The sequence below is a fragment of the Achromobacter sp. JD417 genome (assembly GCF_041879325.1).
GTDB lineage: Bacteria > Pseudomonadota > Gammaproteobacteria > Burkholderiales > Burkholderiaceae_B > Achromobacter > Achromobacter mucicolens.
In genome coordinates this window covers 2655980-2681979 of the sequence record NZ_CP087159.1, presented here as the reverse complement: position 1 = coordinate 2681979, position 26000 = coordinate 2655980, and the positions used below count along the sequence as shown (strand labels likewise).

Below are 26000 nucleotides of genomic sequence, written 5' to 3'. Positions count from 1 at the left end.
GCACGATGATTTCCGTGACCCGCAGGCTCGAGTTCGACGCCGGCCACCGCATTCCCGACCACCGCAGCCAGTGCCGCAACCTGCATGGCCACCGCTATGTGCTGGAAATCACCCTGACGGGCGACGTGGTGCAGGCGCCCGGCGAGTCCGACAACGGCATGGTCATGGACTTCTCCGAGATCAAGCGCATCGCCAAGACCCACATCGTGGACGTCTGGGACCACGCGTTCCTGGTCTTCGAAGGCGACACCGCCGTGCGCGGCTTCCTGGACACGCTGCCCGGTCACAAGACCGTCGTGCTGGACCGCATTCCCACGGCCGAAAACCTGGCCACCATCGTGTTTGAAACGCTGGCGCCCCACTACCACGGCCACTACGGCGCTGAACTGCGCCTGACGCGCGTGCGTCTGTACGAAACGCCGAACTGCTGGGCCGACTGCAACGGTTGATCCCTGACGGGGAGTACGGGTGTCGGAAGCTTCATGCGGTGTCTGACACCCGCTGAGAAAATCCTCGCATCGGACCGGCGTTTCCCGAGTGTCAGACGCCGGACCGTCACCGAATGACGCGACAAGACAGCGCCGTGCGCCCCCAGTTTTCCACTCACGGAAAACCGCCCCGTTATTTTCCCAATTGAGAAAATCTATCGAGATAGTCGCCATTTTCAATCATTAGTAAGCTAATAGATAGGATACAATCGATTCCATGCTTACTCCTTCCGACTCCCAGCTCATGGCCACCACCGCCAACCTGATGGTGCTGTCGCGCGCCTATCGCGGCGCTGCCGACAAGGCGCTTGCCGACTACGGACTCTCCCAGGCAACCGCGTGGCCCGTCATCCTGGCCGGCCGACTTGGCGACGGGGTTCGTCAAGGCGCGCTGGCCGAAGCTTTGGGCGTTGAAGGCCCCTCTCTCGTGCGCGTGCTGGACCAACTGGTGGCCGCCGGCCTGATGGAACGCCGCGAAGATCCCCACGACCGCCGCGCACGCACCCTGCATCTGACCGACGCCGGCCATGCGCTGCGCGCGCAGGTCGAAGAGGTGCTGGTCGAACTGCGCCGCCGCGTCTTCCAGGGTGTCAGCGAATCGGATCTGGAGGCCTGCCTGCGCGTCTTCGACGCCTTGAAGGTGTCGCTGGGCCGCAGCGGCGCCGGCGCGCAAGAGGACGCGCGGCCATGAAACTGCCGAACGTCCGCGAAACCCTCTTCTCGCTCAAGAGCTACCTGAGCGCCATCATGGCGCTCTATCTGGCTTACAGCATTGGTTTGCCGCGTCCGTTCTGGGCGATGACCACCGCCTATGTCGTGGCCCAGCCGTGGTCCGGCGCGGTGCGTTCCAAGGCCCTGTACCGCCTGATCGGCACCTTCGCCGGGTCGGCGGCCACCGTCTACATGGTGCCTCGCCTGTCGAACTCGCCCGTCGTCATGACCGGCGCAATGGTGCTGTGGGTGGGCGCCTGCCTGTACATGTCGGTGCTGGACCGCACGCCGCGGTCCTATCTGTTCATGCTGGCCGGCTACACCGCCGCCATGATCGGCTTTCCCAGCGTCACCGACCCGTCCCTGGTCTTTGACACGGCGCTCGCCCGCGTCGAGGAAATCAGTCTGGGCATCGTGTGCGCCACGCTGATCCACAGCATCGTCCTGCCCCGCGGCCTGGCGCCCGCGCTGACGCTGCAACTGGATAAGGCCGTGCGCGATGCACGCAACTGGATGCACGACACGCTGAGCGGCAAGACTGCCGAACAGCGCGACAAGGACCGCCGCGTGCTGGCCAACGACATCACGCAATTGCGCCTCTTGTCCACCCACGTTCCCTTTGACACCAGCAACCTGCGCTGGACCGCGGGCGCCGTGCGCGCCATGCAGGACCAGATCGCGGCGTTGACGCCGGCCGTGTCCGCCGTCGAAGACCGCATGCGCGCCTTGCAGGCAGACGGCCAGACGCTGCCCCAACCGGTGCAGGCGCTGCTGGCCGATATTTCGGAATGGATCAATGCCGGCGCCCAGGCCTCGCACGAGACCGCCGTCCAACTGCGCGCCGCGGTCACCCGGCTGACGCCCGGGATCGACAGCCGCTCGACCTGGCGCGACGCGCTGCTGGCCAGCCTGATGACCCGCCTGCGCGAGTTGATTGACACCTATGACGAATGCCTGGCCCTGCGCCGCGACATCCGTGCGGGCTTGCAAGGCGCGCCGGTGCGCACCCCGCGTTCGGCCCGCGATCCCAATGCCGCGCTGCATCGCGACCACGGGATGGCGCTGCTGTCGGCGCTGGCCGCCGGCCTGGCCATTTCGGTGTGCTGCCTTTTCTGGATCGGCACGGCATGGAGCAACGGCGCCACCGCCGCGCTGATGGCCGCGATCTTCAGCTGCTTTTTCGCCTCGCAGGACAATCCCGTGCCCGGCATCATGCAGTTCCTGACCTACACGGTGTATTCGATTCCGCTGTCGGCGCTGTATCTGCTGGGCATCATGCCGGCCATTCATTCCTTCGAGATGCTGGCGCTGTCCATGCTGCCGACCGCGTTCGTGCTGGGCGTCTTCATTGCCCGCCCGGCCAGCACCGGCAAGGCCATGGCCATGCTGTTCGGATTCCTGGGCACGATGGCGCTGCAAGACACCCACACCGCCGACGTCGTGTCCTTCATCGACACGCAGGTCGCGCAGTGCATCGGCGTGGCCACCGCCGCGATCATCGCCGCCATCTTCCGCACGGTCAGCGCCGACTGGAGCGCGCGCCGCATCCAGGCCGCCAACTGGAAAGAGCTGGCGACGCTGGCCAGCGCGCCCCGCGCGCCGTCGCGCCACACCTATGCCGCCCGCATGCTGGACCGCATCGGCCTTTTGCAGCCGCGCCTGGCGCTGGCCAAGCGGCCCGACGACCTGGTGGCCGCCGATGCGCTGAAAGACCTGCGCGTGGGCCGCGACATCACCGAATTGCAACGGGCACGCCGCCATCTGCCGATGGCCGAATCCACGATCCAGCCGGTGCTCGACAGCCTGGCGCAGTTCTTCCGGCTGCGTTCGTCGGGACGCACGCAGGACAAGACGACCGAGTTCCTGGCGCAGATCGACCGCGCGCTATGCAGCGTGGCCGCCACGCCGCAAGGCCCCCACGCGCGCGACCGTGCCGTGGTGGCGCTGGTCGGCATCCGCCGCGCCTTCTTTCCCGACGCGCCCGACTTTAAACCCGCCCATCCCGCGCTGGAGGGCCAAGCATCATGATCGGCGAATTCAATCTCTACGGCATTTACTTCCCCTGGCTGCTCGTGCTGGGCGTCGTCACCCTGGGCGTGGCCTGGGCGGTGCGGCGCGTGCTGGCGCGCGCCGGGTTGTATCGCCTGGTGTGGCACCCCGCGCTCTTTGACCTGGCGCTCTTCGTGGTGCTGCTGTACGGCGTCTCCCTCATTTCCCCTTATTTTCTTCAGAGATAGGTATGAAACTCCCCAATGCCCTTCGCCCTGCTGCTATCGGCAAGTTCGCAGTGACGGCTGTTGTCGTCGCCGCCGCCGCTTACGCCGGCTGGCAGCTTTGGGATCACTATGAAGTCGAGCCCTGGACGCGCGATGGCCGCGTCAAGGCCTACGTGGTGCAGGTGGCGCCCGACGTGTCCGGCCTGGTGACAAGCGTGCCCGTGCACGACAACCAGGACGTGAAGGCCGGCGACCTGCTGTTCGAGATCGACCGCGCCCGCTTCCAGCTGGCGTACGACCAGGCCCAGGCCTCGGTGCGTTCGCAGCAGGTTGCGCACGACCAGGCGCTGCGCGACGCCAAGCGCAACCGCTCGCTGGGCCAGCTGGTTGCGGCCGAAGCCGTCGAACAAAGCCAGACCAAGGTGCAGCAGACCGAAGCCGCGCTCGCCCAGGCGCAGGTGCAACTGAACACTGCCCGCCTGAACCTGGCGCGTAGCCGCGTCGTGGCTGCCAGCGATGGCCGCATCACCAACCTGGACCTGCGAGCCGGTTCGTACGCCACCGCAGGCCACGGCGTGATGGCGCTGGTGGACGCCGGGTCGTTCTACGTCGAAGGCTATTTCGAGGAAACCAAGCTGCCCGGCATCCACGAAGGCGATCCTGTCACCGTGACGCTGATGGGCGAATCGCGCCACATTCGCGGCCATGTGGAAAGCATCGCCATGGGGATCGCGGACCGCGACCGCAGCACCGGCGCGAACCTGCTTCCCAACGTGAACCCGACCTTCAACTGGGTCCGCCTCGCGCAGCGCATTCCGGTGCGCGTGAAGATCGACGACGTGCCCGAGGGCGTGCGGCTGGTCGCCGGCCAGACCGCCACCGTGTCGGTCGACGACCGCCCGCCCCAGGCCGCGGCCGCCGCGCCTCAAGCTTCCTGACGAGCGGCCCGCACCGCCCTGCTTTCCGAAAAACCTTGAATCCCTTATCGACGCCAAGCCGTACCTGCCATGAAAACCAGATTTCTCCTTCCGCTGACGCTGGCCCTCGCGCTGGCCGGATGCGCCGCCGTGGGCCCCGACTACCAGGTGCCGCGCGAGGCCGTGTCCCAGCGGCCGAGCGCGCAATCCTCCTTCGTGCAAGCGCAGGAAGACGTGTACCGGCAAGAGGCGGTCCCTGGTCACTGGTGGCGTCTGTACAACGACCCGGTGCTGGACGGCCTGGTCGAAAAAGCCCTGGCCGCAAACACCGACTTGCGCGTGGCCAGCGCCAACCTTGAACGCGCCCAGGCCGCGGTGCAGGAAACGAAGGCCCAGCAGCAGCCAACGATCGGCGTGAATGCCTCGCCCACGTTCGGCCACGTCTCCGGTTTGCAGGAGCTTCAACCCGGCATCGATCCGCCCAACCGCTGGTCCTACTCCACCGGCGCCAGCGTGTCGTATCAACTGGACCTGTTCGGCCAGATCCGCCGCGCCGTGGAAGCCTCTACTGACGACGCGCAGGCCGCGCAAGCCGCGTACGACGCCACGCGCGTCACGGTTGCGGCCGAGACCGCGCGCGCCTACGCCAACCTGTGCGCGGCGGGCATGCAGCTGGCCTCGGCGCAGCATTCCGTGCAGGTGCAGCGGGAATCGGTCGACGCCGTCAGCCGCCTGCAGCGTGCCGGCCGGGGCACCACGCTGGACGTCACGCGGGCGCGCAGCCAGCTTGAACAGTTGCAGGCCAACCTGCCGCCGTTCCAGGCCCAGCAGCGCACGGCCCTGTATCGCCTGGCGGCGCTGACCGGCCAGACGCCCGGCGAGATCTCGCCCACGCTGCTGCAATGCGCCAGCGCGCCCAAGCTGACCGAAACCATCCCGGTGGGCGATGGCGCGCAGCTGCTGCGCCGCCGTCCCGACATCCGCCAGGCGGAACGCACCCTGGCCGCCTCCACGGCCCGCATCGGGGTCGCCACGGCCGACCTTTATCCCAAGATCACGCTGGGCCTGTCCGCCGCATCGGGCGGTCCGGCCGCCATGTTTGGCGACCGCGGCACCTTCAGCTGGAGCGTGGGTCCGCTGATCTCCTGGACGGTGCCCAACACGGGCGCCGCGCAAGCGCGCATCGCCGAGGCCCAAGCCAACACCAAGGCCGCCGCCGCCCGCTTTGACGCGACCGTGCTCAATGCCTTGCGCGAAACCGAAAGCGCGCTGGTCGTCTACGCCCGCCAACTGGACCGCGACACCGCCCTGCGCGCGGCCCGCGACCAGAGCGCGGAAGCGGCTTCGCAGGCGCGGCGCCTGTTCCAGTACGGCAAGACGGACTACCTGACCGTGCTGGACGCCGAGCGCACGCTGGCCAGCAATGAAAGCGCGCTGGCGGCCTCGCAGGCGGAGCTCTCCAGCGACCAGATCGCGGTGTTTCTGGCGCTGGGCGGGGGCTGGGAGCAGTAAGCCGGCCGCGAAATCAATTCCATATTATGGGGATCGCATTGATTCCATAAAACCCGCGCCCCTAGAATCGTCCCGAACGCGATAACAACATCAAACGATTCGACAGCGCAGCCCGCCCCGACGGAGCCAGCGCTGTAGGACGGGGACAATTCATAATATGGAATATCCGGAAAGTATCCGGGATGCGCGGGTGCTGGACAGCATCACCAAGCTGACGCGGGAGGACGCCGGGCGCGTCGTGATCGCCGGGTCGCATGGCGGCAGCTATGCCGCCTATTGCGCGGCACGGGGCGAGGTGCGGGCCGTCGTGCTGAACGATGCTGGCGTGGGCTGGCAGCGCGCCGGCATTGCGGGCCTGGACGACCTGCAACGTTGGGGCGTGCCCGCCGCCACCGCCAGCTACCGCAGCTGCCGCATCGGCGATGGCGCAGACATGGCGCGCCACGGCGTCATCAGCTTTGTGAATGCGCTTGCCCAGGACCTGGGCTGCGAGCCGGGCATGACCGTCTCCGAAGCCGCTGCGCGGCTCGCGCACGCCCAGCCAAACGCCGGCCGCCCCACCGCCATCAAGGAATCCCGCATCGTCATCAAGGCCGGCCCGGACGGCGCCCCGCTCGTCGTGGGCGCTGACTCCGTGTCGCTTGTGGATGCGCAGGACGACGGCCTCATCGCCGTCACCGCCTCACATGGAGAACGGCTGGCCGGCCTGCAGTCCGATGGCGTCCGGGCCTCCCCGCGTCTGGTCACCTTCAACGACGCGGGCATGGGCAAGGACAGCGCCGGCATCGGACGCCTGCCCCTGCTGCAGCAGCGCGGCATCGCCGCATTGACCGTCTCGGCGCACACCGCCCGCATCGGCGACGCCCGTTCCTGCTACGAGGAAGGGACCATCTCTTCGGCCAACGCCCGCGCCCGCGAGCTGGGCTGCCGCGTCGGCACACCGCTCAAAACCTTTATCGACGCCCTGCTTGCCGGGCGCGACACCCACTAGGAGCCTTACCCGCATGTCGGAAAAACTGGAAATCACCGGAGGCGAAGCCCTCGCCCGCATGTTTGCCGCGCACGAGGTCGGCCTGATGTTCGGCATGGGCGGCTTTCAGCTCCTGCCCTTCTATGACGCCGCGCGCCGCCTGAACCTGAATCACAACCTGATCAACGACGAGCGCTGCGCGGTGTTCGCGGCCGACGCCTACACCAAGGTCAGCGGCCGCCCGGGCGTGTGCGATGCGACCCTGGGCCCCGGCGCGACCAACCTGGTGACCGGCCTGGCCGAAGCCTACAACGCCGGCACGGCGCTGGTCGCGCTGGTCGGCGACTCGCACCGGATGCACTCGTGGAAGAACATGACGCAGGAGGCCCGGCAGCTGGAGGTGCTGCGCCCGGTCGTGAAAGACGTGCTGCGCGTGGAGATGATCGAGCGCATTCCCGAGCTGGTGCGGCGCGCGTTTGCCGTGGCCACCAGCGGCCGCCCGGGGCCCGTGGTGCTGGACGTGCCCGAAGACATCGCGCATGCGGTCCATGCGTTCGATGCCGACGACTTTTATTCCAGCCCCAACTACCGGCGCTCGCCCGCCCTGCGCTGCCGTCCGTCGGCCGACGACGTGGCGCAAGCGGCAAGCATGCTCGCGGGGGCCTCCCGCCCGCTGATGCTGTGCGGCGGCGGCGTGCACATCAGCGATGCCGCCGATACCGTCCAGGCCTTCGCGCGCAAATTCGGCATTCCCGTCGCCCACACCATGAGCGGCAAGGGCGCCATCGCCTGCAGCGATCCGCTGAACGCGGGGCTTTTCGGCCGCTACAGCCGCATTGCCAATGACCTGATCGCCAAGTCCGACTGCCTCTTTGTCGTCGGCTGCAAGCTGGGCGAAGTGGCGACCCGCCGCTACGACCTGCTGGCCGCGGGCGCGCCGATCATCCATCTGGATATCGTGGCCGAGGAATTCGACCGCACCACCACGCCCGCCCTGCGCCTGTGGGGCGACGTGCGTGCCACGCTGGAAGACCTGGACGCGCGCCTGGCCGCCCACGGCGCGCATGCCCGCCAGGACTACGTGGACGAGGTGGGCCAGGCCATGCACGCGTGGCGCGAATCGGTCAACGCAAAGCTGACTTCCGGCGACCGCCCCGTCGGCATGGCGCGGCTGATGCACGAGATCAATGCCTCGCTGCCCGAGGACGGCATCCTGGTGGCCGACGGCGGCTTCGCCGCGCATTGGGGCGGGTTGCTGTTCGACACCAAGCGCGCCGGCCGCGGCTTTGTGCCCGACCGCGGCTTTGCGTCCATCGGCTACGGCATCCCCGGCGCGATCGGCGCGGCCGCAGCGGCCCCCGGCCGCCAGGTGGTCAGCCTGACCGGCGACGGCGGCTGCAATATGTCGCTGGGCGAACTGGAAACCGCGGTGCGCATGAAGCTCGCCTTCACGCTCGTGGTGGTCAATAACGCCGCGTCGGGTTACATCAAGGCGTTGCAGCATCTGATGTACGGCGCGGGCAGCTACCAGTCGTCGGATCTGGTGGACACGAACTACGCCAACGTGGCGCGTGCGCTGGGCTGCAACGGCATCCGCGTCGAGGATCCCGCGGAATTGCCCGCCGCGCTGGCTCAGGCCTACGCCTGCAAGGACCGTCCCACCATTCTTGACGTGGTGGTCACGCGCGATCCCGCGCACATGCTGCCGGGCGTGGACAGCCGGGCGGCCAAGATCAAGCCGGGCGACCGCATCGCCTGAGGGCGTCGCGCATCGCCCGGTTCGACACACAAAACAATATCAAGCAAGGAGACAAACCTCATGAAGCGCAGAACCTGGATCAAGCTGGCGGCCGCCGCTGCAACCCTGTCGGTGGCGGGCGCCGCCGCGGCGCAGGCCACCTACCCCGACCGTCCCATCCGCCTGATCGTGCCCTTCCCGCCGGGCGGCACCTCGGACGTGGTCGGACGCATCTTTGCCGAAGCGCTGGCCAAGCAGATCGGCCAGCCGGTCGTGGTGGAGAACCGCGGCGGCGCCGGCGGCACCGTGGGCAGCCGCGCCGTGGCCTCGGCCGCCCCGGATGGCTACACGCTGCTGCTGGGCACGTCCAGCACCAACGGCACCAACCCTGCCGTGTACAAGAACCTGCCCTACGACGCGGTGAAGGACTTCACGCCGGTCACGCAGATCATCCGCGTGCCTGGCGTGATCGTCGTGAACAAGAACTTCCCGGCCAAGGACTATGCGTCGTTCACCGCCCTGATCAAGGGCGCGCCGGGCAAGTATTCGTACGCCTCGTCCGGCAACGGCGGCGCCACCCACATGGCGATGGAGTATTACAAGTCGCTGTCGGGCCTGGACATGATGCACGTGCCGTATCGCGGCACGGGTCCCGCGCTCAATGACGTCATCGCCGGCCAGGTGCCCATCCTGTGGGATACGGCCGCGTCATCGATGGCGCACATCCAGTCGGGCAACCTGCGCCCGATCGTGGTGGCCGCCAAGTCCCGCCTGCCGCAATTGCCGGACGTGCCGACCTTCGCGGAGGTGGGTCTGCCTGACTACGACGCGGAAATGTGGAATGGCCTGCTGGCGCCCGCGGGTTTGCCCAAGGACGTGCTGGCCAAGCTGAACGACGCATCCCGCAAGGCGCTGGCGGACAAGGACGTGCAGGCCAAGTACGCGGGCGTGGGCGCGTATGTGGTCGCCGACAAGCCCGAGGCATTTGCCGCGATGATCCAGGGCGACGTGGCCAAGTGGAAGAAGGTCGCCGACTTTGCGCACATCTCGGCGGAATGACATGGGTCAGCGGCTGAAAGACAAGGTGGCGCTGGTGTTTGGCGCGGGCTCTTCCGGGCCGGGATGGGGCAATGGCAAGGCCGCGGCGGCCCTATACGCACGCGAAGGCGCGTGGGTATTTGCCGTGGACCTGCGGCCGGAGGCCGCCCGCGAAACCTGCGGCATCATCGAAGCCGAAGGCGGGCGCTGCCAGGCATTGACCGCCGACGTGACCGATTCCGGGCAGATCCAGGCGGCGGTCGCCGCCGTGCTGGCGGCCGCCGGGCGCATCGACGTGCTGCACAACAACGTGGGCATCACGGAAATGGGCGACCCCATCGAGGCCACCGAAGAGAGCTGGCATCGCGTGCTGGACACCAACCTGACCGGCGTGTTCCTGACCTGCAAGCACGTGCTGCCCGCCATGCTGGCGCAGGGCGCGGGCAGCATCGTCAACATCTCGTCGCTGGCCTCGATTCAGGTGAATTCCTATCCGTACACCTCTTACTACGCCGCCAAGGCCGGGTTGAACCACCTGACGCGGTCATTGGCCGTGCGTTACGCGCCGGACAATATCCGCGTGAATGCGGTGCTGCCCGGCGTCATCGACACCCCCTTGATCTGCAAGCAGATCGCGGGCCAGTTCGATGACGTCGAGGAAATGCGGCGGCGGCGCAATGCCGCCAGCCCCATGGGGCGGATGGGCGACGCCTGGGACGTGGCCCATGCCGCGCTGTTTCTGGCAAGCGACGAGGCCAAGTACATCACCGGTGTGTGCCTGCCGGTCGATGGCGGCAAGGCCTGCGCGGGACGCTAGCGCAAAGCCGGCGGGACCGGACTGGCCGGGACGCGATCAGACGCGCGGGGCCAGGTCCGCCGACAATTCCGCCGCCGCGCGCTGCAGCGCGGCCACCACGTCGGCCAGGCGTGCGCCGGACAGGCGAGAACGGATGGCCGCCACACTCAGCGCCGCCACCACGTGCTGCTCGCGGTCAAGCACCGGCACCCCCACGCCCAGCATGTCCGGAATGATGCGGCCCGGGTTCAGCGCGTAGCCGTTCCTGCGCGCGGCGGCGATGTCCTCGCGCAGCGTGTCGGTCGATGGCAGGTCGGGCGCCGCGCTGGCGTCGTAGCGCGCCAGCACGCGTTCGATATCGTCATTGGGCAGGAACGCCAGCAAGGCCAGGCTGCCCGCGCCAACGCCCAACGGGCGGCGGTGGCCGACTTCCAGCGTCAGGATCTTGATGGGAAAGTCGCCCGTCTTGCGGTCCACGCAGACCGCTTCGTGCCCGGAGCGCACCGACAGGAAGCTGGTGTCGCCCGTGGACTGCGCCAGCCTTAGCACGGCCGATTCGGCGATGGCCTTGATGCCGTGCCGGCTTTCGGCCGCCAGCCCCAGGATGTAGGACTCGCGGCCAAGGCTGTAGGTCTTCAGGCGCGGATTGAGCGACAGGAAGCCTTCCTGCAGCAGTGCCGTGAGCATGCGGTGCGCGGTGGGCGGCGTCAGGCCGACATCGCGCACCACGTCCGTCAGGCCCACGCCACGCGCCGGGGCCGCCCCGACGTACTTGAGGATGCGCAGCACGCGGAAAATGCTTTGCGCGCCGCCGACGGCGTCGCTCGCGCGGGGCGCCATCAATGCACCGTCGTCCCGTCCGGCGGCGTCTGGTTCAGCCCCAGCGCCGCTTCCCAACTGCGCAGCGGCACGCAGGTCTGCAGGCGCACGATGGCGCGCTGGATCAGGGCGGGATGCAGTTCGTGGCCGACGTGGGTGGCGATGTCGATGGTGGAATCGCCGTGCAGTTCGGCCAGGCGGGCCTGGGCTGCCTGGGCCTGCGACACGCTCATGACCGGATCGTCGGCGCCGTGCAGCAGATGGATGGTGGTGTACTGCGGGGCGCTTTTGGGCAGTTGCGCGTAGCGGCCCGAAAACGCGATCACGCGGCCAGCCATGCCGTCGTGGGCCTGCACCAGCTCCAGCGCCATGATGGCGCCCTGCGAAAAGCCGGCCAGCGCGGTGTCGGACTGCAGCAGGCCGAAACGGGCCTGCGCATCGTGCACGTAGGCTTCCAGGCGCGGCAGGGCCTGGGCCACGCGGTCGACGCGGTTGTCGTCGGTAACGCCACGCACCGAGAACCACTGCCGGCCGGCGCCGCCGCCATCGAAGGGCTCGAAGCCTTCGGGGATCAGCACCGCCGCGCTCGGAAACGCCGCGCGCACCGCCTGGGCCAGGGGCTCCAGGTTGGCGGGCGATCCGCCCACGCCATGCAGCAGGATGAAGAGCTGGCGCACGTCGACGCCCGGATCGGGAAGGAATTCGATAGAACTGGAAGACGCCATGAAACTGCTCCGTGCTGGGCTGGGACCGTGGAATGCGCCCCGATTGCGGGATTGTAAAATGCGCCGCGCCTGGCCGTCCCGGGCCACTTTTCGATACGTCCTGCCGGCGCAAAGCCCGGTACAATACTGTATATTTATCCAGGTATTGAACACCGGGCGCTTTTGCCATGCAGTCCCCCGAACGTATCCATCCCGCGTTGTGGCGCGCCACGCAGTTGGCCAAAGGCGCCGCACGCACCCTGCCAACCGGGCATGCGGCGCTATCGGCCGAACTGCCGGATAACGGCTGGCCGCTGGGATCGCTCGTCGAACTGCTGACTCCCCATCCCGGCATCGGAGAAATCCGCTTGCTGCGTCCCGCGCTGGCCCAACTGGAAACCCGCCGGCCCATTGCCCTGGTGCAGCCCCCCCATGTTCCGCACATCGCCAGCTGGATGAGCTGGCGGCTGGATCCCCGGCAACTGCTGTGGGTGGCGCCGGAAAAACCGGTGGATGCGCTGTGGGCCAGCGAACAGATCCTGAAGAACGCCAGTTGCGGCGCGCTGATCTGCTGGCTGCCCCACGTGCGCCCGGAATCCCTGCGCCGCCTGCACCTGGCGGCCCAGGCCAGCGACCTGCTGTTCATCGCCGTGCGCCCGTCCCGCGCCGCCCAAAGCGCCACGCCCGCCGCCTTGCGGCTGGCGCTGGCGCCCGCGCCGGGCGGCCTATCCGTACACATACTGAAGCGCCGGGGGCCTGTCTGCGACACCCCGCTGTACGTGGGCCTGGAGCCCGGCGCCCTTACCCCCTCTTCTCCCCGCCATGCGCCTCTGGATCGCCGCATACCTGCGCTGCCTGCCGCTGGACGCCATACGCCCGCACTGGCCGCATGAACAGCAGGCGTTCGCCGTTCTGGACCAGGAACGTGTGGCCGCCCTGACGCCCGCCGCCCGCCAGGCCGGCGTGACGCCCGGCATGCGCCGCGCGGGCGCGGCGGCCATCGCGCCCGGCGTGGAACTGCTGCCCCGCCAGCCGCAGGCCGAAGCCGACGCCTTGCAGGGCGCGGCGCTGGCCCTCTTGCAGTACACCCCCGAAATCGCGCTGGCCGACGGCGACACCGTGCTGCTGAATGTGGGCGCCAGCCTGATGTTCTTTCGCGGACCGCGGGCGCTGAGCCGGCGGGTGGCCGCCACGCTGCGCGCGCTGGATCTGCGGGTGTCGCTGGGCATGGCGCCCACGGCCACGGGCGCCTGGCTGCTGGCGCGGCGCGCCGGCCGGGGCGTGCCCCGCCGCACGCTCAAGCTGCCCACCCTGGCGCGGCGGCTCGATGCCCTGCCCCTGTCGCTGCTGCCCCAGGCGCAAGGCCGCCGCAACTGGCTGGACGACATCGGCTGCCACACGCTGGCGCACCTGCGCGCCCTGCCCCGCGCGGGCCTGCAGCGGCGCAGCGCGCCCGATCTGCTGCAAGCGCTGGACGCCGCCTACGGCCAGACGCCCGAACTCTACCGCTGGCTCGAACCGCCCAACCAGTTTTCGCGGCGGATCGAGCTCATGGACTATGTGGAACACACCGACGCCGTGCTGGCGGTGGCGGGACGCCTGGCCGAGCAGCTGGGTGGCTGGCTGACCGCCCGGCAACTGGCCGTGCGACGCGTGGTGCTCAGCATGGATCACGAACGCGGCCGCCACGCCCGCCCGCCGACCGAACTGGAGGTCGCGCTGGCCCAGCCCATCTGGCAGGCCTCGCAGCTTCTGCATCTGCTGCGCGAAAAACTGAACCACTTCACGCTGGAGGCCCCCGTCATCGCGGTGGCGCTGCACGCGCCCGACACCGTCGAGCAACCCGCCGCCAGCACCACCCTGTTCCCCGAGCCGGGCGGCACCGCCGCCGACCACGCGCGGCTCCTGGACCTGCTGGTGGCGCGGCTGGGCCGCGACCGGGTGCGCCATGCCCGGCCCACCCCCGATCACCGTCCCGAAGCCGCCAACGCATGGACCGACGCGCTGGCCGCGCCAGAACGTCCCGCCCCCCTGCCGCCGCTGCTCGACCGGCCGTTCTGGCTGCTGGAAACCCCGCAGCCCCTGAAGCTGTCCGGCCATCGCCCCCACTACGGCGGCCAGGCGCTGCGGCTGATGCGCGGTCCCGAACGCATCGAAAGCGGGTGGTGGGACCCAGCCCTGACCGTGCGCGATTACTTCGTCGCCGAAGACGCGGCCGGCGCGCGCTACTGGATCTACCGCGAGCGCGACGCCGAGGACGCGCGCTGGTTCCTGCACGGCCTGTACGCCTGACATGCGCATGGACGACGACGCCCCCGATCCGCTGGACCCGGCTGAGACCCTGGCCCAGTTGCCCGACTATGCCGAGCTGCAATGCCAGTCCAATTTTTCCTTCCTGCAAGGCGCCTCGCACCCCGAGGAACTGACCGCCCGCGCGGCCGAACTGGGCTATGCCGCGCTCGCCCTGACCGACGAATGCTCGCTGGCCGGCGTGGTGCGCGCCCATACCGAGGCCAAGACCCTCAAGCTGCCGCTCATCATCGGCGCCACGTTCCAGCTGCGCGCCGCGCCCGACGCCGCGCCGCTGGGCCTGACCCTGCTGGCGCAGACCCGCGAGGGCTACGGCAACCTGTCCGAATTCATCACGCTGGGCCGCACCCGGGCACCCAAGGGCGAATACCGGCTGGCGCCGCAAGACATTGCCGATCCGCCCGCCGGGTACGCGCACCTGCGCAACCTGCCGGAATGCCTGGCCATCCTGACGCCCGCCTACGGCACCGACGCCGACCGCATGGCCGACCAGGCGCGCTGGCTGGCGCGCGTCTTTCCGGGGCGGGCGTGGGTGGGGCTGACCTTGCTGCACCAGTCGCGCGACGACCTGCACCGCGCCGCCGTCGAGCACGCGGCCCAGGCCTCGCAACTGCCGATCGTGGCGGTCGGCCAGGTGCAGATGCATGTCCGTTCGCGCAAGCCGCTGCACGACACGCTGACCGGCATCCGCACCCGCCAGCAGGTGTCGCAATGCGGCTACGCGCTGTCCGGCAATGCCGAACAACACCTGCGCAGCCGCATGCGCCTGGCCAGTCTGTACCCGCCCGACGCGCTGGCGCAGACCCTGGCCGTGGCGCGCCGCTGCACGTTTTCACTGGACGAACTGCATTACGAATACCCCGACGAGATCGTGCCGCCCGGCCACACGCCGGCCAGCTACCTGCGCCAGGAAGCGCTGGCCGGCGCCGCCCGGCGTTTTCCGCGGGGCGTTCCCGACGGCATCATGGCGCAGATCGACAAGGAACTGGAACTCATCTCGGACCTGAACTACGAGGCCTATTTCCTGACCGTCTACGACATCGTGCAGTTCGCCCGCAACGCCGGCATCCTGTGCCAGGGCCGGGGCTCGGCCGCCAACTCCGCCGTGTGCTATTGCCTGGGCATCACCGCCGTGGACCCGCAGCGCGGCAACAACCTGTTCGAACGCTTCATCAGCAAGGAACGCAACGAACCGCCCGACATCGACGTCGACTTCGAACACCAGCGCCGCGAAGAAGTCATCCAGTACATCTACGACAAATACGGCCGTGAACGGGCCGCCCTGACCGCGGTGGTCATCTCGTACCGGCCGCGCAGCGTGCTGCGCGACACGGGGCGTGCGCTGGGCGTGGACCCGGGCGTCATCGACGCCGTGGCCCGCGCCCACCAGTGGTGGGACGGCAAGAAGGAAATGCTGCGCACGCTGGGCGCGTGCGGCCTGGACCCCGAATCCCAGGTGGCCCGCCAGTGGGCGTCGCTGGCGCAGACCATGATGGGCTTTCCGCGCCATCTGTCGCAGCATCCGGGCGGTTTCGTCATTTCACGCGGCAAGCTCTCGCGCCTGGTGCCCATTGAAAACGCCGCCATGCAAGACCGCAGCGTCGTGCAATGGGACAAGGACGACCTGGATGCCCTGAAGCTGCTGAAGGTGGACGTGCTGGCGCTGGGCATGCTGTCGGCATTGCGCCGCACACTCGAACTGGCCAGCCAGCGCCGCGGCCAGCCGCTGGCCTTGCAGGACATCCCGGAAGGCGACGTGCCCACCTACGACATGATCTGCGATGCCGACACCATCGGCGTCTTCCAGATCGAATCGCGGGCGCAGATGACCATGCTGCCGCGCCTGCGGCCGCGCGAATACTACGACCTGGTGGTGCAGGTGGCCATCGTGCGCCCGGGCCCGATCCAGGGCGGCATGGTCCATCCCTACCTGCGGCGCCGCCAGGGCAAGGAAGACGAAACCTACCCCAGCGAAAAAGTGCGCGGCGTGCTCAGCCGCACCATGGGCGTGCCCATCTTCCAGGAACAGGTCATGCAGATCGCCGTGGTGGCCGCCGGCTTCTCGCCGGGCGAAGCCGACCAGCTGCGCCGGTCGATGGCGGCCTGGCGGCGCAAGGGCGGCGTGGACAAGTTCCGCGTCAAGCTGGTGGGCGGGCTGCTGGCGCACGGCTACACGCTGGACTTTGCCGAAGCGTTGTTCCGTCAGGTGGAAGGGTTTGGCGAATACGGTTTCCCGGAAAGCCATGCGGCCAGTTTCGCGCTGCTGGCATATGCCAGTTCCTGGCTCAAGCGCCACGAACCCGAGGCCTTCCTGGCGGCCCTGCTCAATTCCCAGCCCATGGGGTTCTATGCGCCCGCGCAGCTGGTGCAGGACGCGCGCCGCCACGGCGTCTGCGTGCTGCCCGCAGACGTCACCGTGAGCGGCTGGGATTCCGTGCTGGAAATACTGCCCGGCGGCCATCCCGGCGCCCGGCGGCGCGCGCATCACCACGCGCCGCCCGCCGCCGAGCCCCGTCCCGCCGTGCGGCTGGGCCTCAGCCTGCTGCAGGGCATGCGCGAGGACACTGCCCGCCGCATCGAAGCCGCGCGGGCCGAGGCCCCCTTTGCCAACACCGCCGACCTGGCTCGCCGCGCCGGGCTCAACCGCCACGACCTGAATGCGCTGGCCGCGGGCGACGCGCTGCGCACCCTGGCCGGCCACCGGCGCCAGGCCAGCTGGGAGGCCGCCGCCAGCGTGCAAAGCCGCGACCTGCTGCGCGACGCCGAGATCGTGGACGCCCAGGCCCCGCAACTGTCCGCCCCATCAGAAAGCCAGACCGTCGCCGCCGACTACCGCAGCGTGGGCCTGACGCTGCACAGCCATCCCGTGTCGCTGCTGCGCCCGCAACTGGCCGCCCGCAATTTCCAGCCCGCCTCGGTGCTGAACGGCTATCCCAACAAACGCGTCGCCCGCGCCTGCGGCATCGTCACCGTGCGCCAGCGCCCCCAGACCTCCAAGGGCGTCATCTTCGTGACCCTCGAAGACGAGACCGGCCCGGTCAACGTGGTGGTCCGCCCCGACCTCATCGAACGCCAGCGCCGCGAACTGCTGGGCGCCACCCTGCTGGGGGTCTTTGGCGCCTGGCAAAGCGTGGACGGCGTGCGCCACCTGATCGCGCAGCGGCTGGTGGATATGTCCGACCTGCTTGGCGGACTGGCGGCGCAAAGCCGCGATTTCCACTAAGCTGCGCAGCCAGCCGCCTCCAACGGTGTCTGACACCCTTGAAACACCCTTCAAGCCTGAAGACCGTCCATACGGGTGTCAGACACCGCATGCAAAGCTGCGCGGCCAGCCGCCCGCCGCTGTTGCCCGGTTGCACAGGGGCCGCCGCGCCTTGACCACAGCACATCGCCGCTGGTCTATCATGGGTTTTTGTCCGCTCGTTGTAAGGAGTCCTACATGATCCGCAAGCTGATCCCCTTCCTGCTGGTTGCCAGCCTGGCTGCGTGCGCCAATACTGGCGGTTCGCGCACATCCAGCGCGCCGGCATCCAGCTCCTCGAGCGCGTCCTCTTCCTCGAGCACCGGCGCTGGCGCTTCCTACGGTTCATCCTCGTCCATGCCCGGCAGCACCAGCGGCAAGACCTGCGACGCCGGTGCGCTGCAATCGCAGATCGGCCAGAAAGCCACGCCCTCCGTCATGGAAGACATGCGCACGCGCAGCGGCAGCACCACCGCGCGCATGCTGCGCCCGGGCCAGGTGGTCACCATGGAATACAACAACACCCGCCTGAACCTCATCGTGGACGACAAGGACGTGATGACGGCAATCCGCTGCGGTTGACGGCGCCAGCCGGCCCGCGTCCGGCCGCCTCAGCGGCAGGACCGGGCGCCGCGACAAGACAAGCGCAAGGCCAGCGGCCGCACCGGTCGCTGGCCTTGCCAATCAATCCCCGGCCAGATCCCGATCGGCCAACCCGCCCTTTCCACTCGCGCTTTTTACTCGCCTTTTTCACCCGCCCCGAGCGGCCGCGCCGCCGGCGGCACATGCGGCAGGAACGCCCCCGCCACCTCGAAGGCGCATTCCTCGCGCGCAATGTCGATCACCCGGGACACGACCGGGTTGACGATGTTCTTTTTGTGCACCGCGTAGTAGTTGATGGTCGGCAGGTCCGGCTGCACATTCAGCTGGCACAGCGCCCCGCGCGCCACCAGCGGCGCAAAGTAGGCGCCCGGCAGATAGCTGATCCCCAATCCCAGCATCGTCAGCTGGGCCATCATGCCCAGACTGTTGCACGTCAGCACCCGCTTGACGGGCATTCCCTGCTCGGCGAACCACGCGTCATACAAGTGCGATAGCGCGGAATTGGTGGGCTGCGAAATGACGGGGTACGGCGCCAGGTCCTGCGGCGTCAGCGCGGCGGCGACATCGATGTCCAGCGCCGGGCTGGCCATCCATACATTGGTGACCGCGCCCAGATGCGTGCAGTCGTACTGGTAGCCCCAGAACGGACCCGGCATGATCGCCAGGTCCAGTTCGTCCTGCTCCAGCCGCTCATACAGGGTGATGCCGCCGTCGATCTCGGGCATCAGCTGCACGCGCGGGTAGCGCTGGCTGATCTGCTTGATCAGCCCGGCCAGCCAGGTCATGCCGACCAGTTCCGTCACGCCCAGCCGCACCACGCCTTCGAAGCTGGCCGGATCGGCCATGTTCTGGACGATCCGGCTGTTCAGCTCCAGCATCTGGCTTGCCAGCTCAAAGAGCTTGCGGCCCTGCGGGGTCATCAGGAGTTTCTTGGCCCGCCGCTCGAACAGGGGCGCGCCCGCAAAGGCCTCGAGTTCGCCCACCCGCTTGGCCACCGCCGATTGGGTGGTGTGCAGCTTGCGCGACGACGCGCTGAAGCTGCCCAGTTCGGAACTCCAATAAAAGGCCTCCAGCTGTTTGAGGGTGTACATCGCCGCGGTTGAAGAAAAGCGCATGGAAACCCCCAACATTACCACCGAGGCCGCTCGGCCCGGATCATCCCCGCGGATGCAGGATGTCCGCAAGGAAGCGCTGCGCGCGCGGATGCGCCGGCGCGCTGAAAAAGCGCTCGGGCGTGTCCATCTCCAGGATCTCGCCCGCGTCCATGAACACCACGCGGTCGCAGACGTCGCGCGCAAAGCCCATTTCATGCGTCACGCACACCATCGTCATGCCGTCCTTGGCCAGCCCCTTCATCACCTGCAGCACCTCGCCCACCATCTCCGGGTCGAGCGCGCTGGTCGGCTCATCGAACAGCATGACCGGCGGCTGAAGCGCCAGCGCGCGCGCAATCGCCACCCGCTGCTGCTGGCCGCCCGACAGCGATCCGGGATAGGCGTCGATCTTGTGCGCCAGCCCCACGCGATCGAGCAGGCTGCGCGCCAGCTCCACGGCCTGCTTGCGAGGCTGCTTGCGGATGTTCACCGGCGCGAAAATCACGTTCTCCAGCACGCTCATGTGCGGAAACAGGTTGAACTGCTGAAACACGAAGCCGATCTTCTGGCGCAGGGCGTTCAGGTTGGCGCCCTTCTGGTAGATGTCCTGGCCGTCGATCAGGATGCGGCCCTTCTCGATGGGCTCCAGCCGGTTGATCGTGCGGATCATGGTCGACTTGCCCGACCCCGACGGGCCGCAGACCACCAGCACTTCGCCGCGCGCCACCGACAGGTCCACGTCCTTGAGCACATGATGCTCGCCGTACCACTTGTTCACTTTTTCGAGATTGATCATGTTTTGTTCCTTTAAGCCATGGCCCGCGAGCGGCGGATGCGCAGGTCCAGCCAGCTCAAGCCGCGGCTCAGGCTGAAGCACACCAAGAAGTAGATGATGGCCAGAATGCCGAACACCTGCAGCGGCTGCGTCAGCACGAGGTTGTTGACCTGGTTGGCGGCAAAAGTCAGTTCATTGACGCTGATGACATAGCCCAGCGACGTTTCCTTGATGGTGGACACGAACTGGCTGGTCATGCTGGGCAGCACGTTGAACAGCGCCTGCGGCAGCACCACCTTGCGCATCGTCGTCCAGTAGCCCACGCCCAGCGAGCGCGAGGCTTCGATCTGCCCGCGCGGCACCGCCTCGATGCCCGACCGGATCACCTCGGACAGGTAGGCGCTTTCATAGACCACCAGCGCAAAGATCAGCGTCCAGAAGCCGCTGACCACCTGCCCGGTGATCTTGGGCACGACGAAGTAAGCCCAGAAGATCAGCATGAGCAGCGGCATGCCGCGCACCACATTGACCAGGGCCTTGCTGGCCGTGCGCAGCCAGCCATAGGGACTGACACGCGCCAGCGCGATCAACAGCGCCAGCGGCAGGGACATCGCCAAGCCGAGCGCGGCCAGGATCAGGGTGAGCGCCAGTCCGCCCAGCGGACCGTTGGGGTATTGGCCCACGAGCAGCGTGGGCCAGTATTGCATCAGCAGATCAAGCACCGTGGCCTCCGCGGTTCAGACGATAACGGGCGTAGATGCGCGATCCGAAAGCCATGATCAGGAACGATCCCAGCAGGTACATGATCGTCGCCGCGCCGAAGGTGGCGAAGGTGCGGTAGGTCTCGTTTTCGATTTCCCGCGCCTGGTAGGTCAGCTCCATCACGCCGATCGCCATGGCCACGCTGGTGTTCTTGAACAGCAGCAGCGCGCGTCCGACCAGCGGCGGAATGGAGATGCGCAGCGCCTGCGGCACGATCACGAAGCGCATGCATTGCAGATAGCTGGCGCCCAGCGCGCGGGCGGCCTCGAACTGCGTGCCCGGAATGGCGCGCAGGCCGCTGCGGATGTCTTCGGCGATATAGGCGGCCGACCCCAGCGCCAACGCAATCGCCGCCAGCGACATTTCGGCGTTGTGCGCGTACAGCCACATGCGGAACCCTTCGGGCAGCAATTCGGGCATGCCGAAATACCAGAACAGCACCTGCACCAGCAGGGGCACGTTGCGGTGGTATTCCACATAGGCGTCGACCAGCCAGCGGCACGGCGCCAGATTGGTGGCGCGCACCACCACCAGCGTCACCGCGATGGTGAACGCCATGACCCATGCAACCAGGAACAGCTGCACGGTGACCGCCATGCCGCTGAGCAGCAGCTGGTATTGGGAAGCGTCTAGAAAGCTCATAAACCTGTCAATCTCCTGCGATCGGGCGCGCGGCGCCAAGCATCACGGCTTCGCGCGCGCCGCCTTGCGGGACGCGCCGAAGCCGTGACGGGAGTGGCGAGGGAAACGCCCGGGTCCGTGCCTCAGCCGGCGATCGGGCCGATCTTGAAGCTGCGTTCCAGCTTGTACGGCGTCTCGGGGCCAAACCACTTGTTGAACAGCTTGGCCGCCGCGCCGGAGGCTTCGGCCTCGTCCAGCGCCCGGTTCACCGTTTCCAGGAAACGCGGTTCGGACTTGCGCACGCCCAGGCCCCAGGGCTCATCGAACACCGCCTTCGGGATGACGCTGACCGGCGCGGTCGGCGGGCTTTGCAGCACCAGGCGCACCAGCACCAGCTCGGAGGCAAACTGCGCGTCCACCTTCTTCTGCTGCAGGGCGAGGTACGTCGCCGAGCTGTCGCCGTAGCCAATCACCTGCGACTTGTCCAGAATGCGCTTGATCTCGCGCTCGGAGCTGGACCCCTTGGTCGCGCCGATGCGGCGGCCGTTCAGGGCCTCGATCGAATCCAGGCCCGAATCCTTGCGCACCATCAGCTTTTGCGGGCTGACGTAGTACGAGTGGCTGAAGGCGATCTGCTGGGCGCGATCGGGCGAATAGCCCAGGTTGGCGGCCAGGATGTCCACGCGCCCTTCGTTCAGCTCGGGCACGCGCGCCGCCACCGACAGCAGCTTGTAGTTGACCTTCACGCCCAGCTTGTCGGCGACCAGCTTGCAGACGTCCACGTCATAGCCCACCAGCTGGCGCGTCGCGGCGTCCTGGAAACTGAACGGTTGCGACGTGCCCAACGTGCCGCAAACCAGCTCGCCGCGCGCCTTGATGTCGTCAAGCTGGTCGGCGTGGGCCAATCCGCCCGCGGCCAGCGAAGCCAGGCCCAGGCAGGCGGCAAAGAAAGTGTGACGCTTCATGGTTCATTCCCCTTGATTGGTTGTTTGGTGAACAGACTGAATAGGACGTTGAATCGATGGCGTGGAGTCGATGGCGTTGAATCGATCACGCCGGACCGCCGAGGTCCGGCGCGTATCGGGTATCAGGCCAGCTTGGCGCACGCCTCGCGGATAGCCGAGCAACCCTGCCGGATATCGTCCAGCGAGGCCGCGAACGACAGCCGGAACGTGCCCGGCGCGCCGTAGGCGTGACCGTCGATGACCGCCACGCCCGCTTCGCGCAGCAGGTAGTGCGTCAGGTCGGTATCGCTGGCGATCACGTCGCCGGCCGGCGTCTTCTTGCCCAAGAGGCCCGAGCAGTCCGGAAAGACATAGAACGCGCCCTGCGGCACCACGATGTCCAGGCCCGGCGTGCCCGACAATTCGGCGATTGCCAGGTCGCGGCGCTGGCGAAACACCTTGGCAAACTCCACGACGCAGTCCTGCGGGCCCGTCAACGCTTGCAGCGCGGCCGCCTGGCTGACCGACGAGGCGCCCGACGTGCTTTGCGATTGCAGGACCGCCATTGCCTTGATGAGCTCATCGGGACCGGCGCCGTAGCCGATGCGCCAGCCCGTCATGGCGTAGGCCTTGGACACGCCGTTGACCACGAGGGTGCGTTCGGCCAGTTCCGGCGCCACCTGCAACGGATGCACCGTGGGCTCGCCGGTGAAGTTCAGGCGCGCGTAGATGTCGTCGGTCATCAGCCAGACGTGCGGATGGCGCGCAAGGACCTCGGTCAGGCCGCGCAGTTCTTCCGCGGTATAGACCGATCCGGTCGGGTTGCTGGGCGCGTTCATCATCAGCCACTTGGTGCGCGGCGTGATGGCGCGTTCCAGGGCGTCGGGCGTGACCTTGTAGTCGCTGGCGGGCGACGTTTCCACCGTCACCGGCACGCCGCCGTTGACCAGGACCATGTCCGGATAGGACACCCAGAACGGCGCGGGAATCAGCACTTCGTCGCCATCGTTCAGCGTGGCAGCCAGGCCGTTGAAGATCACCTGTTTGGCGCCGGTGCTGACGATGACGCGCGAAGCCGGGTACGTCACGCCGGTCGCTTCCAGCAGGTGCGCGGCCGCGGCCTTGCGCAGGGCGAGCGTGCCCTGGGCCGGCGGATATTTGGTTTCGCCGCGGTTCATGGCGGCCGTCGCGGCCTGCCGGATGTGCTCGGGCGTCGAGAAATCGGGTTCGCCGATGGTCAGGTCGATGATGCGGCGGCCCTGTTCGCGCAGTTCGGCGATGATGGCGCGCGCGGCGACGCTGGGCGAAAGCTTGATGCGCTTGATGCGGTCGGCGACGATGCTCATTTGGCCGCTCCCATCTTTTCGGCCAGGGTCTTTTCCAGCCACGGCTTGGTGTACGTGCCGGCGCGCAGCTTTTCCTTGGCCACGGCTTCGTCGGCTTCCTTCTTGAGCGCCAGCGCCAGCACGGCGCTGGCATGCTCCGCCGGAATCACCACCACGCCATCGGCATCGCCCACGACCACGTCGCCGGGGTTGACCACCTGGCCGCCCACCGACACGGGCACGTTGATCTCGCCCGGACCGTCCTTATAAGGCCCCTTGTGCGAAACATCACGCGCAAAGCAGCCGAATTCGCCCTGCGCGAACACGTCCGCGTCGCGCACGGCGCCGTCGATCACGAATCCTTCGATCCCGCGCGACTGCGCGTCCATCATCATCAGTTCGCCCACCAGCGCGTTGCTGGTGTCGCCCGCACCGTCCACGACGATCACGTCGCCCGCCCCGCCCAGCGAAATCGCCTTGTGGATCATCAGGTTGTCGCCCGGACGGGTCTTGACGGTCAGCGCCACGCCGACCGTGCGGCGTGCGCCGTTATGCAGCGGACGCAGGCCCGACACGCCGTACAGACGGTTCATGCAGTCGCTGATCTGGGCCGAGCCGATGGTGGCAAAGCCGGCCAGCACGTCGGCGGCGACGACCGGCGCGGTACGGGAAAGAATGCGATATCCGATGGGATTCATAAGGAAAGTCAGTGTGAATGCAAGGAGCGTTGAAGCGAACCTGCATTACAAAGCCGCGCAAGCCTTTCCTCAAAACGATATAAATTCCCAGCGATCCACGAATATTTTTCGTGAATTAAGCGGTTTAAGGGTTATCCCTTATTCCTGCATCCGCGCTCAGTCGTCGCCGGCGCCCGACGCGCTGCGCGCCTCGGACAACGCCACCGTCAGGTGCATGACCTTTTTCTTGAGCTGGTCACGCTCGTCCGTCAGCTTGGCCAGCAACTGGCGCAGGCGAGCGATCTCGGCCGGCATGTCGGCGATGTTCTCGATGGGCTCCTCGGGCGGCGCCTCGCGGGGTGGCGGGGCCTTGGCCTGGCGCACTTCCCGGGCGGCCTGCTGCAATTCCTTGCGGCCGCCGGCAACCGCTGCAGCCTGCCGTTCCGCCGGCAGCGACGCCACGGCCGCCGCGGCGTTGATGGAGATGGCGCCTTCCTTGACCGCGCGCACCAATTCCGGCGCCGCGGACTTCTGGATCTTTTCGATCTGGCCCAGGGTGTTGCTGCTGATGCGCGCGGCGCGCGCCAGCGCCTGCCGGCTGGGCACGGCCGGCTTCCAGTCGGGATTGGCGTGGCCACGCATCGGCGCGGCAGCAGTCCCGGGCGCGTCTTCATCCCACGGCGGGGAGTCGTCGGGCGGCGATCCGTCGGAGCCAGCGCCTTCTGTCGCCGCCTCGCCAGTCGCCGCCCCGGCCTCAGGCCCCGTACGCGCCAGCAGGATCTCCTTCTTGCGCAGCGCCAGCACCCCCCGCTGGAAGTCCGACACGCTGCGCCGGCCCAGGTGGTTCTCGATCATCCACAGGTGCACGTCCTCGATGGACTTGAAGTGCGGATGCTGGATGGTCTTGAAGGGAATGTCGTGCTTGACGCAGATGGCATAGCGGTTGTGGCCGTCGACCAGCAGATCGCCCCACAGCACGAGGGCGTCGCGGCACCCTTCGGCCAGCAGGCTGCGCTCCAGCGCGGCATGTTCGTCCTCGGTCAGCGGGTCTATATAGGCGCGCAGGCCTTCGTCTACTCTGATTTCCATGGTGTCCAAATAAAGTCGGGCCGCGCGCTACGCCAGTCCCTGTCCGCGCAGCACGTCCTGGATCGCCGCCAGCCGCGAGACCGGATCGGTCAGCGCCAGCAGGGTCGCCTTGTCGTCCGGCGGCAAAGGCAAGAGTTCGCACCAGCGGTTCGCTACCCAGCCGCAGTCATCCAGCCGGAACGGCGGCGCAAGCGGCATTCGTTCGGCGGGCACGCCGTCCCGCTGCCACTGCGCCACCAGCCGGCCCAGCGCATCGGCGCTGGCCTGCATGGTTGCCGGCACGGGCGTGGGCGGATCGTCGGGGATGGGCTCGGCCTCGCCCATCCAAAGGCCGTATTTTGCCACCTCGCTGGACCGCAGCCGAAAGCGTCCGGCGCCGCGGCACCGGATTTCCAGCAGGGCCGGCATGGGCGCCTCCCAGCGTTCGACCCGGGCCATCGTGCCGACTGGCGACAGCGTCTCCTCGCCTTCCGGGGAACGGACCTCGCTACCGGCCAGCAGGCCCACGATGCCGAATTCGGTGTTCTCGGCGATGCTGCGGCGGATCATGTCCAGGTAGCGCACCTCGAAGATGCGCAGTTGCACCACGCCGTCGGGAAACAGCGCGTTGGACAATGGAAACAAGGGAATCAGCGACATGGCCGCCTCCT

General features: G+C 68.0%; 25 protein-coding genes. 14 read left to right on the top strand and 11 right to left on the bottom strand.

Going from position 1 to position 26000, the window contains the following annotated elements; genetic code table 11:
- The first annotated feature begins 5 nt into the window (after positions 1-5).
- From queD to LN047_RS12305, 10 genes are all read left to right on the top strand, one after another.
- Positions 6-449, top strand: a complete 444-nt coding sequence (queD, locus tag LN047_RS12350) for a 6-carboxytetrahydropterin synthase QueD (RefSeq protein ID WP_373981886.1) — start codon at positions 6-8, stop codon at positions 447-449.
- 256 nt (positions 450-705) lie between these two features.
- Complete coding sequence (locus LN047_RS12345) at positions 706-1179, top strand: MarR family winged helix-turn-helix transcriptional regulator (RefSeq protein WP_062841515.1); 474 nt, start codon at positions 706-708, stop codon at positions 1177-1179.
- Positions 1176-3227, top strand: coding sequence for an FUSC family protein (locus tag LN047_RS12340; protein ID WP_373981885.1), 2052 nt, complete (start codon positions 1176-1178; stop codon positions 3225-3227). Before LN047_RS12345 ends, LN047_RS12340 begins: the two co-directional genes overlap by 4 nt.
- Positions 3224-3436, top strand: a complete 213-nt coding sequence (locus tag LN047_RS12335) for a DUF1656 domain-containing protein (RefSeq protein WP_025140452.1) — start codon at positions 3224-3226, stop codon at positions 3434-3436. Before LN047_RS12340 ends, LN047_RS12335 begins: the two co-directional genes overlap by 4 nt.
- A gap of 2 nt (positions 3437-3438) precedes the next feature.
- Positions 3439-4353, top strand: coding sequence for an efflux RND transporter periplasmic adaptor subunit (locus tag LN047_RS12330; protein ID WP_373981884.1), 915 nt, complete (start codon positions 3439-3441; stop codon positions 4351-4353).
- A 69-nt stretch (positions 4354-4422) separates the two neighbouring features.
- Positions 4423-5844 carry an efflux transporter outer membrane subunit gene (locus tag LN047_RS12325; RefSeq protein ID WP_279990974.1) on the top strand — a complete coding sequence of 474 codons (1422 nt, stop codon included), beginning with the start codon at positions 4423-4425 and terminating at the stop codon, positions 5842-5844.
- A gap of 157 nt (positions 5845-6001) precedes the next feature.
- Positions 6002-6835 (top strand): hypothetical protein, encoded by an 834-nt coding sequence (locus LN047_RS12320; RefSeq protein ID WP_373981883.1) that lies wholly within the window; start codon positions 6002-6004, stop codon positions 6833-6835.
- A gap of 13 nt (positions 6836-6848) precedes the next feature.
- Positions 6849-8573 carry a thiamine pyrophosphate-binding protein gene (locus LN047_RS12315; protein WP_175212073.1) on the top strand — a complete coding sequence of 575 codons (1725 nt, stop codon included), beginning with the start codon at positions 6849-6851 and terminating at the stop codon, positions 8571-8573.
- Positions 8574-8633: 60 nt separating this feature from the next.
- A complete protein-coding gene (locus LN047_RS12310) occupies positions 8634-9611 on the top strand; it encodes a tripartite tricarboxylate transporter substrate binding protein (protein ID WP_180099345.1) in 978 nt (325 codons plus the stop codon).
- A 1-nt stretch (position 9612) separates the two neighbouring features.
- Positions 9613-10407 carry an SDR family NAD(P)-dependent oxidoreductase gene (locus LN047_RS12305; protein WP_373981882.1) on the top strand — a complete coding sequence of 265 codons (795 nt, stop codon included), beginning with the start codon at positions 9613-9615 and terminating at the stop codon, positions 10405-10407.
- A gap of 36 nt (positions 10408-10443) precedes the next feature.
- Here LN047_RS12305 and LN047_RS12300 read toward each other — a convergent pair whose 3' ends face one another.
- Together LN047_RS12300 and ypfH are read right to left on the bottom strand one after the other, a co-directional pair.
- Positions 10444-11226 (bottom strand): IclR family transcriptional regulator, encoded by a 783-nt coding sequence (locus LN047_RS12300; protein WP_373981881.1) that lies wholly within the window; start codon positions 11224-11226, stop codon positions 10444-10446.
- Positions 11226-11930 carry an esterase gene (gene ypfH / locus LN047_RS12295; RefSeq protein WP_062841523.1) on the bottom strand — a complete coding sequence of 235 codons (705 nt, stop codon included), beginning with the start codon at positions 11928-11930 and terminating at the stop codon, positions 11226-11228. Before ypfH ends, LN047_RS12300 begins: the two co-directional genes overlap by 1 nt.
- Before the next feature lie 167 nt (positions 11931-12097).
- Between ypfH and imuA the strand changes: the two genes are divergently transcribed.
- From imuA to LN047_RS12275, 4 genes are all read left to right on the top strand, one after another.
- Positions 12098-12802 (top strand): translesion DNA synthesis-associated protein ImuA, encoded by a 705-nt coding sequence (gene imuA / locus LN047_RS12290; protein ID WP_056317163.1) that lies wholly within the window; start codon positions 12098-12100, stop codon positions 12800-12802.
- The gene (locus LN047_RS12285) at positions 12732-14201 is read left to right on the top strand and encodes a DNA polymerase Y family protein (protein WP_217618439.1); all 1470 of its coding nucleotides are present in this window, start codon (positions 12732-12734) and stop codon (positions 14199-14201) included. The genes imuA and LN047_RS12285 overlap by 71 nt, the downstream gene beginning before the upstream one ends.
- Before the next feature lies 1 nt (position 14202).
- Complete coding sequence (locus LN047_RS12280; protein ID WP_373981880.1) at positions 14203-17442, top strand: error-prone DNA polymerase; 3240 nt, start codon at positions 14203-14205, stop codon at positions 17440-17442.
- A gap of 216 nt (positions 17443-17658) precedes the next feature.
- Positions 17659-18042 (top strand): I78 family peptidase inhibitor, encoded by a 384-nt coding sequence (locus LN047_RS12275; RefSeq protein ID WP_108005591.1) that lies wholly within the window; start codon positions 17659-17661, stop codon positions 18040-18042.
- 155 nt (positions 18043-18197) lie between these two features.
- Here LN047_RS12275 and LN047_RS12270 read toward each other — a convergent pair whose 3' ends face one another.
- From LN047_RS12270 to LN047_RS12230, 9 genes are all read right to left on the bottom strand, one after another.
- Positions 18198-19193 carry a LysR family transcriptional regulator gene (locus LN047_RS12270; RefSeq protein ID WP_373981879.1) on the bottom strand — a complete coding sequence of 332 codons (996 nt, stop codon included), beginning with the start codon at positions 19191-19193 and terminating at the stop codon, positions 18198-18200.
- A gap of 25 nt (positions 19194-19218) precedes the next feature.
- On the bottom strand, positions 19219-19953 hold the full coding sequence (locus tag LN047_RS12265; RefSeq protein WP_062841528.1) for an amino acid ABC transporter ATP-binding protein: 735 nt from the start codon (positions 19951-19953) through the stop codon (positions 19219-19221).
- A gap of 11 nt (positions 19954-19964) precedes the next feature.
- Positions 19965-20654: an amino acid ABC transporter permease gene (locus tag LN047_RS12260; protein ID WP_056317143.1), complete on the bottom strand. Its 690-nt coding sequence runs from the start codon at positions 20652-20654 to the stop codon at positions 19965-19967.
- Positions 20647-21336, bottom strand: a complete 690-nt coding sequence (locus tag LN047_RS12255; RefSeq protein WP_056317142.1) for an amino acid ABC transporter permease — start codon at positions 21334-21336, stop codon at positions 20647-20649. Before LN047_RS12255 ends, LN047_RS12260 begins: the two co-directional genes overlap by 8 nt.
- A 122-nt stretch (positions 21337-21458) precedes the next feature.
- On the bottom strand, positions 21459-22280 hold the full coding sequence (locus tag LN047_RS12250; protein WP_373981878.1) for an ABC transporter substrate-binding protein: 822 nt from the start codon (positions 22278-22280) through the stop codon (positions 21459-21461).
- A 122-nt stretch (positions 22281-22402) separates the two neighbouring features.
- Complete coding sequence (locus tag LN047_RS12245; RefSeq protein WP_373981877.1) at positions 22403-23605, bottom strand: aminotransferase class I/II-fold pyridoxal phosphate-dependent enzyme; 1203 nt, start codon at positions 23603-23605, stop codon at positions 22403-22405.
- Complete coding sequence (locus LN047_RS12240) at positions 23602-24282, bottom strand: RraA family protein (RefSeq protein ID WP_373981876.1); 681 nt, start codon at positions 24280-24282, stop codon at positions 23602-23604. Before LN047_RS12240 ends, LN047_RS12245 begins: the two co-directional genes overlap by 4 nt.
- Positions 24283-24438: 156 nt before the next feature.
- Positions 24439-25350, bottom strand: coding sequence for a hypothetical protein (locus LN047_RS12235; protein WP_373981875.1), 912 nt, complete (start codon positions 25348-25350; stop codon positions 24439-24441).
- 27 nt (positions 25351-25377) lie between these two features.
- The gene (locus LN047_RS12230; protein ID WP_056317130.1) at positions 25378-25989 is read right to left on the bottom strand and encodes an LON peptidase substrate-binding domain-containing protein; all 612 of its coding nucleotides are present in this window, start codon (positions 25987-25989) and stop codon (positions 25378-25380) included.
- Positions 25990-26000 lie beyond the last annotated feature (11 nt).

What these genes read in the sequence shown, in the direction of transcription:
- queD (WP_373981886.1), top strand. Translation starts at nt 6, where the DNA reads ATGATTTCCGTGACCCGCAGGCTCGAGTTCGACGCCGGCCACCGCATT.
- LN047_RS12345 (WP_062841515.1), top strand. Translation starts at nt 706, where the DNA reads ATGCTTACTCCTTCCGACTCCCAGCTCATGGCCACCACCGCCAACCTG.
- LN047_RS12340 (WP_373981885.1), top strand. Translation starts at nt 1,176, where the DNA reads ATGAAACTGCCGAACGTCCGCGAAACCCTCTTCTCGCTCAAGAGCTAC.
- LN047_RS12335 (WP_025140452.1), top strand. Translation starts at nt 3,224, where the DNA reads ATGATCGGCGAATTCAATCTCTACGGCATTTACTTCCCCTGGCTGCTC.
- LN047_RS12330 (WP_373981884.1), top strand. Translation starts at nt 3,439, where the DNA reads ATGAAACTCCCCAATGCCCTTCGCCCTGCTGCTATCGGCAAGTTCGCA.
- LN047_RS12325 (WP_279990974.1), top strand. Translation starts at nt 4,423, where the DNA reads ATGAAAACCAGATTTCTCCTTCCGCTGACGCTGGCCCTCGCGCTGGCC.
- LN047_RS12320 (WP_373981883.1), top strand. Translation starts at nt 6,002, where the DNA reads ATGGAATATCCGGAAAGTATCCGGGATGCGCGGGTGCTGGACAGCATC.
- LN047_RS12315 (WP_175212073.1), top strand. Translation starts at nt 6,849, where the DNA reads ATGTCGGAAAAACTGGAAATCACCGGAGGCGAAGCCCTCGCCCGCATG.
- LN047_RS12310 (WP_180099345.1), top strand. Translation starts at nt 8,634, where the DNA reads ATGAAGCGCAGAACCTGGATCAAGCTGGCGGCCGCCGCTGCAACCCTG.
- LN047_RS12305 (WP_373981882.1), top strand. Translation starts at nt 9,613, where the DNA reads ATGGGTCAGCGGCTGAAAGACAAGGTGGCGCTGGTGTTTGGCGCGGGC.
- LN047_RS12300 (WP_373981881.1), bottom strand. Translation starts at nt 11,226, where the DNA reads ATGGCGCCCCGCGCGAGCGACGCCGTCGGCGGCGCGCAAAGCATTTTC.
- ypfH (WP_062841523.1), bottom strand. Translation starts at nt 11,930, where the DNA reads ATGGCGTCTTCCAGTTCTATCGAATTCCTTCCCGATCCGGGCGTCGAC.
- imuA (WP_056317163.1), top strand. Translation starts at nt 12,098, where the DNA reads ATGCAGTCCCCCGAACGTATCCATCCCGCGTTGTGGCGCGCCACGCAG.
- LN047_RS12285 (WP_217618439.1), top strand. Translation starts at nt 12,732, where the DNA reads ATGCGCCTCTGGATCGCCGCATACCTGCGCTGCCTGCCGCTGGACGCC.
- LN047_RS12280 (WP_373981880.1), top strand. Translation starts at nt 14,203, where the DNA reads ATGCGCATGGACGACGACGCCCCCGATCCGCTGGACCCGGCTGAGACC.
- LN047_RS12275 (WP_108005591.1), top strand. Translation starts at nt 17,659, where the DNA reads ATGATCCGCAAGCTGATCCCCTTCCTGCTGGTTGCCAGCCTGGCTGCG.
- LN047_RS12270 (WP_373981879.1), bottom strand. Translation starts at nt 19,193, where the DNA reads ATGTTGGGGGTTTCCATGCGCTTTTCTTCAACCGCGGCGATGTACACC.
- LN047_RS12265 (WP_062841528.1), bottom strand. Translation starts at nt 19,953, where the DNA reads ATGATCAATCTCGAAAAAGTGAACAAGTGGTACGGCGAGCATCATGTG.
- LN047_RS12255 (WP_056317142.1), bottom strand. Translation starts at nt 21,336, where the DNA reads ATGAGCTTTCTAGACGCTTCCCAATACCAGCTGCTGCTCAGCGGCATG.
- LN047_RS12250 (WP_373981878.1), bottom strand. Translation starts at nt 22,280, where the DNA reads ATGAAGCGTCACACTTTCTTTGCCGCCTGCCTGGGCCTGGCTTCGCTG.
- LN047_RS12245 (WP_373981877.1), bottom strand. Translation starts at nt 23,605, where the DNA reads ATGAGCATCGTCGCCGACCGCATCAAGCGCATCAAGCTTTCGCCCAGC.
- LN047_RS12240 (WP_373981876.1), bottom strand. Translation starts at nt 24,282, where the DNA reads ATGAATCCCATCGGATATCGCATTCTTTCCCGTACCGCGCCGGTCGTC.
- LN047_RS12235 (WP_373981875.1), bottom strand. Translation starts at nt 25,350, where the DNA reads ATGGAAATCAGAGTAGACGAAGGCCTGCGCGCCTATATAGACCCGCTG.
- LN047_RS12230 (WP_056317130.1), bottom strand. Translation starts at nt 25,989, where the DNA reads ATGTCGCTGATTCCCTTGTTTCCATTGTCCAACGCGCTGTTTCCCGAC.